At 73.7% G+C, this 10,866-nt stretch carries 5 protein-coding genes and 1 pseudogene; 4 read left to right on the top strand and 2 right to left on the bottom strand.

Annotated features, from left to right (window positions below):
* Positions 1-409, bottom strand: a pseudogene (locus AOK16_RS19935) (hypothetical protein); the annotation flags it as partial.
* Between the two features lie 170 nt (positions 410-579).
* Here AOK16_RS19935 and AOK16_RS19940 point away from each other — a divergent pair.
* From AOK16_RS19940 to AOK16_RS19955, 4 genes are all read left to right on the top strand, one after another.
* Positions 580-2,739, top strand: coding sequence for a PIG-L family deacetylase (locus AOK16_RS19940; protein WP_055473564.1), 2,160 nt, complete (start codon positions 580-582; stop codon positions 2,737-2,739).
* 303 nt (positions 2,740-3,042) lie between these two features.
* Positions 3,043-4,755 carry a stealth family protein gene (locus tag AOK16_RS19945; protein ID WP_240483659.1) on the top strand — a complete coding sequence of 571 codons (1,713 nt, stop codon included), beginning with the start codon at positions 3,043-3,045 and terminating at the stop codon, positions 4,753-4,755.
* Between the two features lie 155 nt (positions 4,756-4,910).
* Entirely contained in the window at positions 4,911-7,796 is a 2,886-nt protein-coding gene (locus AOK16_RS19950) for a bifunctional glycosyltransferase/CDP-glycerol:glycerophosphate glycerophosphotransferase (protein WP_055473565.1), read from the top strand.
* Complete coding sequence (locus AOK16_RS19955) at positions 7,793-8,944, top strand: glycosyltransferase (RefSeq protein WP_055473566.1); 1,152 nt, start codon at positions 7,793-7,795, stop codon at positions 8,942-8,944. The genes AOK16_RS19950 and AOK16_RS19955 overlap by 4 nt, the downstream gene beginning before the upstream one ends.
* Positions 8,945-9,027: 83 nt before the next feature.
* Here the strand turns inward: AOK16_RS19955 and AOK16_RS19960 are convergent, their stop codons facing one another.
* Positions 9,028-10,701, bottom strand: coding sequence for a glycosyltransferase family 2 protein (locus tag AOK16_RS19960; RefSeq protein WP_055473567.1), 1,674 nt, complete (start codon positions 10,699-10,701; stop codon positions 9,028-9,030).
* Between the last annotated feature and the right edge of the window lie 165 nt (positions 10,702-10,866).

Below are 10,866 nucleotides of genomic sequence, written 5' to 3' on the forward strand. Positions count from 1 at the left end.
CGGTGACGACGACCGCCATGCGCCAGAGGCCCTCGGACAGCGCCCGGCCCTCGGGGGCCGGGGCGTCCGCGTAGTCGAGAGGGGCGGTGGCGGTGAGGAGCGGGCCGCCGCCCGGCCGCGCCTCTTGTTCCAGCGGGAGCGCCACCAGGCGCCCGCCGTGCCGGAGTTCGAGCCGGGCGGCCGCGAGGGAGCGGGTGGTCCGCGGGAAGGGCACGGCAAGGTTGAGCGTGCGGCCGCCGAGCACGGACAGGTGCTCGGGCCGCAGCAGCGGCCGGGGCCTGCCGCCGTTGCCCAACACCGGGACCGTGTCCATCCGCTCCACGCGCCCGCGCACCCGCACCGCCGTGGTCCGCGCCCTGCGCGCGGCTCCCACGGCGCGGGACAGCAGGGCGTTGCTCATGGCGCTCATGCCGCACCGCTTCTCGAGGTATTCAAAAGGGTTGTTTCCATCCCATTCCACGTGATCGGGGTCACGGAGTGAACAGACAACAGATGTCTGGTTTCCTCCGTCTGTTCATAAGACGGCCGCCTTGCGAAAGGGGTTGCACAGCGGCGCGGGATTGAGATGGAGCTGACACGGTGGATCTCGTACAGGAGCCGTACGGGCGGCGCGGTGTGCTCGGCACGATGGCCGCGCTCGGAGCGGTCACCGCCGTCGGCTGCGGGGCCGGGCCGGTCAAGGCACCGGAACCGGCCACGAGCTCCCGTACGCAGGCCCGCCCGGCCGTGGGCGCCGCCCGGGATCCGCTGGTGATGCAGATCCTCGCGCACCCCGACGACGACCTGTTCTTCATGAACCCGGAGCTGGCGCGCACCTTCGACTCGGGTGTCCCGGTGGTCTCCGTCTACCTCACCTCCGGGGCCTCCAACGGCGTCAACCAGGCGCCCGGCGCCCCGTCCGCGCGCCCCGACCGGGCGGCCTACTCCGCCGCCCGCCACCAGGGCCTGCGCCAGGCGTACGCGACCATGCTCGGCGCCGAGCCGTTCACCGCATGGGAGGGCGAGGTCCTGTCGCTGCCCAACGCGGCCCAGCTGGCGCGGGGCAGCAGAGTCCGGGCGCAGGCCGAGCTCAACACCCTCACCCACCGCGGCCGCCGGGCCGCCCTGGTCTTCCTCAACATCCGGATGCGCCCCGAGGGGCGGGGCGACACCGGTATGCCGCAGCTGTGGGGGGAGCCGGGCACCGTGCTGCACACCCTGCCCGCCGCCGGGTCGCCGGTGCGGGAGGTCCACGCCTACGACCGCCAGGGCCTCATCGACTCCCTGGTGTTCCTCTTCGACACCTACCGGCCCACCCTCATCCGCACCCTGGACCCCGACCCGGACATCCAGGTGCACGACACGGCCCACCCGCGCGGCAGCGACCAGCCGGGCTTCTCCGACCACCGCGACCACACGGCCGCCGCGCTGTTCGCCTGGCGGGCGATGGCGCAGTGGGCGGAGACCGCCGCACGCCGCGGACGGGCCCCGCGCTTTCTGGCCGAGGCCTACCGCGGCTACTACGTGCAGCGCTGGCCGCACAACCTGCCCGAGGAGACCGTCCGGCTCAAGGCGAGCTACCTGGACGCGTACGGCGGCGGCCCGGCGTGGAGCTGCGGAAACCGGGCGGGCTGCGGCGACTACGCGGTCGGCCAGGGGCGGGTGCTGCGCCAGTCCAAGGGCTGGGTCCGCTCGACGGTGAGCCGCTACCCGACCGCGGGCCCGCGCGTGCTCGCCGGCGCGGGGCGGCGCGGCGTACGCGAGGTGTACGGGGTCCTGGGCACCCGCGCCGCCCGCTGGCGCGAGACCGCGCCGGGCAGCGGCGCGTGGGGTGAGCCGGAGGACCTCGGCGGCGGGCCGCTGGCCCCCGCCCTCTGCGCGATCGCCGACCGGGAGGGCCGCCACCTGGTCTTCGCGCTGCGTTTCTCGGGCCTTGAAGGGGCGGAGGCGCGGAACACCCGGGAGATCGTCCTCCTCGAACAGGGCGCGCCCGGCGGCCGGTTCAAGCCCTGGCGGGGCCTGGGCAACCCCGAGCGCGGGGCCTCGCACGGCCGCAGGTCCGGGGCGCCGCTGGCGCTCGCGACCCCCGACGGCCGGATCCACCTCTTCGTACGGGACTCCTCCGAGGGGCTCAGCACCCGGGTCCGCGACCCCGGCGGCCGGTGGTCCGGCTGGCACCGGCTCGCGGGCGGGCAGGTGCAGGAGGGGCTGGCCGGGGCGCTGGACTCGCTGGGCCGGGTCCATGTCTTCGCCGCCGGGCGCGACAGCGTGCACCACTGGGCGCAGCGCTCCCCGGGCGGACCGGTCCAGCCGCGGCCGCCGGGTCCGGTGCCGCCGCCCGGGGACGCGCCGGCCGCCGCCCGCTCGCACGACGGCTCGCTCCACCTGGTCTACCGCCTCCCGCTCGGCGCCGGGCTCGCCACCCATCGGCTGGGCCCGGGCGCGGACGGCGACTGGTCGGCCCTGCGCCACCGCGAAGCCCCCGGCTACGGCGCGGTCGCCCTGTCCGAGGACGGCGAGGCCGGGGCGTACGGGCCGCTGGTCGGCGTGCGCGGCGGGTCCGACGGGCCGGCCCAACTGCTCGCGGGGGAGCGGCTGGTGGGGACCACGGCGGGAAGCGGGGTGCGGAAGGCGGCGAAGAGCCCGACGCGCGGCCGGGCCGTCGGCGTCACCGTCGGCAGACCCGCCGTCCTCGGCTCCGGCGAGCGGGACGCCGCGCTGCTGGCCTTCGGTCCCGCGGCGGAGCTCCGAACGCTCTGACCGGCGCATTCCGCGACACCGCAGGATCACCCGGAACCACCCGGCGGAACTGTGACCAGAACCAGACATTCCGCTGGACAACCCCATCGGGTGTCCACAGGTCAAAAGGTCCATCAGTAGAACGCTGTACGAACAACTACCAAAGGAAGTGGGGGAGTCCAGGTGAAGGGACAGGGAGGGATAGTCGAGCCCCGCCCGGGGGCGGCGGATCCGCGCGGCGGCGGGACAACCCGTACTCCGGCGGCACCGGCCGTCAACCCGGAGGCGTCCACGCTCGTCGCCGTCTACCGCAAGGCCCTGCCCGTGGGCGTCCGGAAGGCGATCGCCGGACGTTACTCCCCCGAGCTGCGCCGCACCGTCAAGCGCCGCATCGGCGAGGTCGCCTCGGTCCGCCACGTCCACCGGCTGCGCGCCGCCGCCCTGGCCGCCCGCCATCAGCACCTGCTCGCCGGGCCGGGCCGCACGGTCGCCCTGGCGAAGGGGCAGCCGCGGATCGCGCTCGTGGAGCGCGACCTGTCGCCCGTGCTGGCGCGGAGAGCCAACCTCGGCGCGGTCGCCGCCGCGCTGGAGGCGGCCGGAGTCGACTACTTCTGCGTGCGCGGCAGGCAGCGCAGCGCCGCCGTGGTCGCCGTCGCCGAGGGCGACCGGCTCCGCGCGCTCGGCGCGCTCGCGCGGCTGTGCCGCACCCTCCCCGGTTACGTGAGCCCCCTCCCGCGCGGCAGCGCCGTGCCGCGCGCCTTCACGCCCGGCTACGAGACGGCCGTCTGGCGCCGGCTGGCCCGGGCGGACGGTCTGCGGCTGACCTGGTTCCGCACCGACCCGCGGCAGCGGCTGGTGCTGGGCGCGGAGTACGGCTGCGACATCGAGTTCTGGGCGTCGGAGGCGGGCCCCTCGGGCGAGGACCGGCTCGTCGCCCCGCGCCGCAACGCCGTCACCGAGACCGTGCCGGCCGGGACCGGACGGTCCGTGCCGGTCTCCGCCGCGCTGTTCACCGCGCCGCACGGCTCCCGCGACACCACCCCGCTCCAGGTGCGCACCCGTGAGGAGTTCACCCACCCGCTGCCCGGGGACGTCGCCTTCCCCGTCGACGCCGTCTACACCTGGGTCGACGGCTCCGACCCCGCCTGGCTCGCCCGCCGCGCCGCGTTCGGCGACCGCGCGTACCACGAGGAGGCGGCCAACGCCGCGCGCTACGCCAACCGCGACGAGCTGCGCTACTCGCTGCGCGCGCTGGAGACGTACGCGCCGTGGATCCGCCGCGTCTACATCGTCACCGACGACCAGACGCCCACGTGGCTGGACACCTCCCACCCCCGGATCGAGGTCGTCAGCCACCGCGAGATCTTCACCGACCCCTCGGTGCTGCCCACCTTCAACTCGCACGCCATCGAGAGCCAGCTGCACCACATCGAGGGCCTGTCCGAGCACTTCCTGTACTTCAACGACGACGTGTTCCTCGGCCGGGAGGCCGTGCCGCAGGACTTCTTCCTGGCCAACGGGCTGACGAAGTTCTTCCCCTCGCCCGCGCTCGTACCGCTGGGGCCGCCGTCCGACGAGGACGTGCCGGTGTCGGTGGCGGGGAAGAACAACCGGGCGCTGATCGAGGCGCGGTTCGGGACCACGCCGGTGCAGAAGATGAAGCACGTGCCGCACGCGCTGCGGCGCGGCGTGCTGGCGGAGATCGAGGAGGAGTTCGCCGAGCGGCACCGGGCGACGGCGGGGCACCGCTTCCGCAGCCTGGACGACATCTCGATCCCGTCCTCGCTGCACCACTACTACGCGTTCCACACCGGGCGGGCGCTGCCGAGCGACCTCGACTACGCGTACATCGACCTGTCCCGGCCGAACTCGGCCAACCGCCTGGACCGGCTGCTGGCCGATCGGGACCGGTCCGCGTTCTGCCTGAACGACACCCAGTCGGACGAGTCCGACATCCACGGTCAGCTGGAGCTCCTCCACCCGTTCCTGGACGCGTACTTCCCCCTGCCGAGCCCTTACGAACTGCCGGGCGGGTAGGGCCTGCGGCGGGCATTCCCCGGTCCGGCCGTCCGCGGCCGGACCCCGGTGGCGCCGGACCTGCCGGGTCTCCGTACTCCCCACCTCGACGCATCTCGTATGTCCCAATGTGCGGGTTATGCTCCTTTTGGTCAGGTTGACGGGGAGGCTCACGCGTGGAAACCGACATCTCGGTCGTGGTGATCGTCTACAACGACGCGACGCGGCTGCCGACCGCCGTCTCCTCGGTGCTCGCGCAGACGCTGCGCGCCGTCGAGGTCGTGATCGTCGACGACTGCTCCACCGACGGCTCGTACGAGGTGGCCCAAGGGCTCGCGGCCGCCCACCCGGGGCGGGTCCGGGCCCTCCGGCTGCCGGAGAACAGCGGCGGCTGCGGCGCCCCCCGCAACCACGGCATCGAGCACGCCCGCGGCCGCTACGTGATGTTCCTCGACAGCGACGACGAGCTGGAGCGCAACGCCTGCCGCAACATGCTGGAGGCCGCCGACCGCTCCGGCGCCGACCTCGTGTCCGGCCTGTGCGTCCGGGTGCACGTCGACAGCCGGCACGGCAAGCGCGTCGAGTGGTACCCCTGGCTCTACGCCCGCACCCGCACCCTGGACTCGATCGCCGAACTCCCCGACCTGTTCGTCTTCGACACCCTCTCCACCAACAAGTGCTACCGCCGGGACTTCCTGCTGGAGCACGACCTGCGCTTCCCGGTCGGCATCCACTACGAGGACCTGCTCTTCTCCGCGCGGGCCTACCTCGCCGCCGACCGGATCACCCTGATCCCCAACCGCGTCTACTTCTGGAACGTGGTGGAGAAGGGCGGCGAGCGCTCCATTTCCAACCGCCGCCACGAGATCGCCAACTTCGCCCACCGGATGGAGATCCACCGCCGGATCGACGAACTCCTCGCCGAGCGGGGGCAGGAGGAGCTGAAGTTTCGCAAGGACGTCAAGTTCCTCAAGCACGACCTCGTCCTGCACCTGCGGGACCTGCCGCTGCTGGACACCGAGTACCGCCACCGCTTTGCCGAGCTGGCCCGCCCGTACATTGCCACCCTCGACCCCGCCGCCTACGAGGAGGCCCAGCCCATCCAGGCCGTCTGCGCCTACCTGCTGGACCGCGAGGACTGGGAGAACCTGCTGCCCGCCGCGGACACCCTCACCAACCGCGACAAGATCTCCGTACCGCTCGTCGAGCGCGAGGGCCGGATCTACTGGTGCGACGCCGGGCACCTGGCGGACCCCGAGGGCCGCCGCATCCTGGACGTCACCGACGAGGGCTACCACGTGCGCCCGCTGCCCTCGATGTTCCTGCGCAACCGGCTCACCACCTACGAGGACGACGGCCGCGGCACCATCCGCCTCACCGGCCGGGTCGTCAACCCGCTCGGCCGGATCGCGCCCGGCGCCCGGCTCCGCGGCCAGCTGGAGTTCCGGGCCCGCCGCCGCAGCCTCCGGACCTTCCGCTTCCCCCTGCGAACCCTGGACCACACGGGCGAGTTCATCGACTGGGCCGCCGAGGCCGACCTCGCCGGCCGGCTCCGCCCGCTCGGTGTGATCGACGCGGTGTGGGACGTCCGGCTGGTCCTGGAGGTGGACGGCGAGCGGCTGCGCACCCGGCTCAGCGTCGACGGGCCGCTCCTCGACCGCGCCGAGCGGCTGCGCGTCCGCCCCCGGCTGACCCGGCTGGTCGCCGACCGCCTGGAGCCCCATGTCTCCCGCCGCGGCCACCTCTCCTTCGTGCTCACCTCCCGCGGCCCGGCCGCCCGCCGCGCCCGCCAGGCCGTGGACGCCGCCGTCGCCGGGCGCGCCGGCGACCTCGCCAGGGCCGGGGTGCGCGGCGCCCGCAAGGCCCGGCGCAGGGTCGACTCCGGCGACACCAAGATCCGCACGTACCACGCGGCGCTGCTCAAACTGCCGGTCCGCAAGGGCCTGGTGGTCTTCGAGAGCCACCTCGGCAAGCAGTACAGCGACAGCCCGCGCGCCATCTACGAGGAAATGCGCCGCCGCGGCATCGACTTCGAGCCCGTCTGGTCCTACGCGGGCCGCAAGCCGGAGGGCTTCCCGGCCGACGCCACACTCGTACGCCGCTGGAGCTGGCCGTATCTGCGGGCCCTGGCGCAGGCCGAGTTCTGGATCGACAACCAGGGCTTCCCGCTGAAGCTCACCAAGCGCCCCGAGACCACCTACCTCCAGACCTGGCACGGATCGGCGCTCAAGCGCATGGGGTTCGACGAGCCGCGCCACAAGCTGCAGAGCCGGCCGGAACAGGAGCGCTACCAGCAGGTCCTGGACCGCTTCGACCACTTCCTGATCCGCTCCGAGCACGATGTCCGCACCCTGGCCCGCGCCCTGCGGCTGCGCGAGGAGGTCCTGCTGCGCACCGGGTACCCGCGCAACGACGCGCTGGTGGCCGGGCGCTCGGCCGGGCACTCGGCTGGGCACCGCACTGGACACCGCACTGGGCGGACCGCCGAACTCGCCGCCGAGCTGGGCATCCCCGAGGACCGGCGGGTGCTGCTGTACGCGCCGACCTTCCGCGGTGGCACCAGCGGCCGGGCGCGCGGCTTCGAGCTGCCCTTCGACGTCGAGGAGTTCACCCGCCGCCTCGGCGACCGCTACGTCCTCCTCGTCCGCTCCCACTACCTCGACCACGTCGTGCTGCCGCCCTCGGTCCGCGGCCGGGTCCTCGACGTCACCGGCCACCACGACATCACCCCGCTGCTCCTGCTGGCCGACGCGCTCGTCACGGACTACTCCTCGGTGATGTTCGACTACGCCCTGCTCGACCGGCCGATGCTCTTCTACGCCTACGACTGGGAGGAGTACGCGAACGAGACCCGCGGCACGTACTTCGACCTCAGGGAGCACGCCCCGGGCCCGTTCGTGGAGACCGAGGAGGCGCTGTTCTCCGCGCTCGCCGACCTCAAGGCCGCGGATACCGAGTACGCCGCGGCGCGCCACCGGTTCGTCACCGAATACGGCGAATACGACCGCGGCGACGCGGCCAGGACGATCGTCGACATGTTCTTCGGAGGTGGCCGCAGGTGAGCCGCGAGATCTTCTTCGTCTGCAACAGCGTCGACGAGTTGGGCGGCGTGACCACCTGGACCCACCAGATGGCCCGGCTGTTCACCGAGCGCGGCCACCGGGTGCACGTCATCGGCATCACCGGAACCGACGTCCCCCAGGACCTCGGCAGCCCCCTGGCCGAGCTGCCGTACGCGACCACCACGCTCTCCGAGACCCGACCGCCGAAGGCGGGCCCGAGCCGCGGCCTGCGCGCCAAGGTCAACGTGGCCGAGGCCCGCCGCCGCAGCGCCCGCGAGGCCGGCATGCGCGAACAGGCCGCGAAACTCACCGCGTTGTTCCGGGCGGCGGGCGAGGGCGCGGTCGTGATCGTCACCCAGGTGTGGGCGATGGAGTGGGTGGCGCTCGCCGACACCACCGGGCCGACCGTCATCGGCATGAGCCACGAGTCGTACGAGTACTCCCGCGCCACCTCCCGCTTCCGCCGCGTCAAGGAGTTCTACCGCGACGTGGACCGGCTGCTCCTGCTCACCCAGGAGGACGCCGACCTGTGGATCCTGCAGGGCCTGGACAACGCCGGTTTCATGCCCAACCCGCTGCCCTTCTGGCCCGAACGGCCCTCCCCGCGCGAGGAGAAGGCCGTCCTCAGCATGGGCCGGCTGGCCGACCAGAAGGGCATCGACATGCTCCTCGACGCCTGGTCCGAGGCCGCGCCCCTGCACCCGGACTGGACTCTGAAGATCTACGGCTCCGGCGAGGACGAGGAGACGCTGCGCAAGCAGTGCACCTCGCTCGGCCTGGACGGTTCGGTGCGGTGGATGGGCAGCACCTCCGACGTGCCGGGCGAACTGCGCACCGGCTCCGTCTTCGTCCAGTCCTCCCGGGGTGAGGGCTTCCCGCTCGCCCTGCTGGAGGCCATGGCCACCGCCCTGCCCTGCGCCGCCTTCGACTGCGCCCCCGGCGTCCGCGAGATCATCCGCGACGGCGAGGACGGGCTGCTGGCCTCCCTGGGCAACACCACCGAACTCGCCCGCAGGCTCGATGAATTGATGTCCGATCGGGCACTGCGCGACCGCATGGGCGAGGCCGCCCGCCGGAATGTCCGCCGCTACGGGACGGACGAGACCGTCCGGCGCTGGGAGGAGCTGTTCGCCTTCCTGGAGCGCTGAGCCGGCGGCTGACGCGCTGTGGTGAGCCGGGGTCTGATGCGCTGGCGTGAGCCGGGATCCGGCGCGGCGCGGCGGCGCGGCGCCTATCGGTTCCACGCCCTCCTCAACCGCCGCAGCCTGCGGGCCGCCACGCCCGCCGCCGCACGCGGTCCGGCCGCGACCCGTAGCGCCAGCGACCCGCCCGTCGTCGCGTGCGGCTGGGCCAGCACCAGCCCGTGCCGCCGGTCCGGCACGGCCAGCCGGCGCAGGCCCGGGCCGACCGCGCGGGCCGCGGCGTAGAGGGACAGGTCGTCGGCGAACCGCACGCGGACCCGTATGTCCCAGACATCCATCTCCGCGCTGCCCGCCGAGGCCAGGGCCCCCAGGTTGACCAGTGCCTCGGCGGTCCACGTCGCCGGGCCCGCGCCCGAGGCGCCGCCCGGGGTGCGGGAGGGGCCGGGGTTGAGGGCCGCGTCGCGGGTCATGCCCAGGCGGCCGTCGCCGCGGTGGCGCAGCTCGACGTCCGCCGTCAGCGGGTGGGCGGCGGCCAGCCGCCCGTACAGCTCGTGGACCCGGACGGTCACCCGCAGCAGCGACGGGCGGGCGCGGCCCGCGAGCCGCGGCTCGGCCTCGACCAGGACCGGCAGCCGGTGCAGCGGCTTGGTGTCGATCCCGTCCAGCTCCACCTCGGGCAGGTCCACGTCCCACACCGGCCGCCCGGCCACGCGCGCGTACGGCGGCAGCAGCCGGGCCGGGCGGTTGGCCAGCTCGGCCAGCCGCCCGAGGTCGCGCGGCTCCGCCGAGGCCAGCACGACCCGGGCGATCCAGCGCGCGGGTGCGCGGGCGGCCCGCAGCACGGACACGTCGAACGGGGCCAGATGCGCCCGGGTCAGCCGCCACCACTCGGCGCGGTGCCCGGGGGAGCGGGTGCCCAGCTCGCGGACGTACATCCGCAGGTCGTGGTCCAGGAACTTGACCTGTGCGGCGTGGGCCAGCAGCTTCTGACCGGCCTCCTCGAAGGTCTCGACGGCCAGCCGGTGGGCCGCGAGCCGGCCGCGCCAGTTGCCGATGTCGTCGCGCGCGAGCGAGATCGAGGCCCGCTGGGCGGCGCGCCGGACGTGCCAGATGTAAACGGTGTCGGGGATCAGCGCGATGCGCGGCCCCGCGGCCAGCACGCGCGCGGTGAAGACGAAGTCCTCGTAGCGGAATGCCCCTTCGGGGAAGGCGATGGAGTGCTCGGACAGGAAGGCCCGGTCGTAGAGCTTGTTGACGCAGAGGGTGTCCCGGACCATGCGCGGCAGCCCGGCCGGCGACGCGTACACCGCCTCGCGGACGAACAGGGCGCTCTGCCAGGGGACATCGCGCCCCTGGGGCAGCTCGCGACGCACGGACCGGCCCGCGACGACCTGTGCGCCGTGCCGGTCTGCCGCGGTGAACAGCGCCTCGGCCGCGCCCGGTTCCAGCACGTCGTCGCTGTCGAGGAACATCACGTACGGGGCGGTGGCCGCGCGCAGCCCGTCGTTGCGCGGGGAGCCGCAGCCGCCGCTGTTGGTGGTGCGGCGGATGACGCGGATCCGGGCATGGCGGGCGGCCAGTTCGGCCAGTACCTCCGGCGTGCGGTCGGTCGACGCGTCGTCCACGGCGATGACCTCGGCCACCGGGGTGCCCTGGCGGAGGGCGGACAGCACGGCGTCCGCGATGTGCTCGGCGTCGTTGAAGCCGATCACGATGACGCTGACCTGCGCGGCAGACGGCGCTATCGGGGGTTCTTTGGACATAAAGAACAATCCGTCTCTTTCGGCCTGTCGAGCGGCATATATCCAGTGAACCGGATCAATGCGGATGTTTCCTGTCTCAATACCTGAAAATCGGGCCATGCGCACAGCGAACCCCGCGCCGCCCCGGCCCGGGGAAGACGAGCCCGATCCCCCCGGGGCCCGGCC

The sequence above is a fragment of the Streptomyces pathocidini genome (assembly GCF_001418495.1).
Classification (GTDB): Bacteria; Actinomycetota; Actinomycetes; order Streptomycetales; family Streptomycetaceae; genus Streptomyces; species Streptomyces pathocidini.

Coding starts and splice junctions, on each gene's coding strand:
- AOK16_RS19960 (WP_055473567.1), bottom strand. CDS start 10,701: ATGTCCAAAGAACCCCCGATAGCGCCGTCTGCCGCGCAGGTCAGCGTC.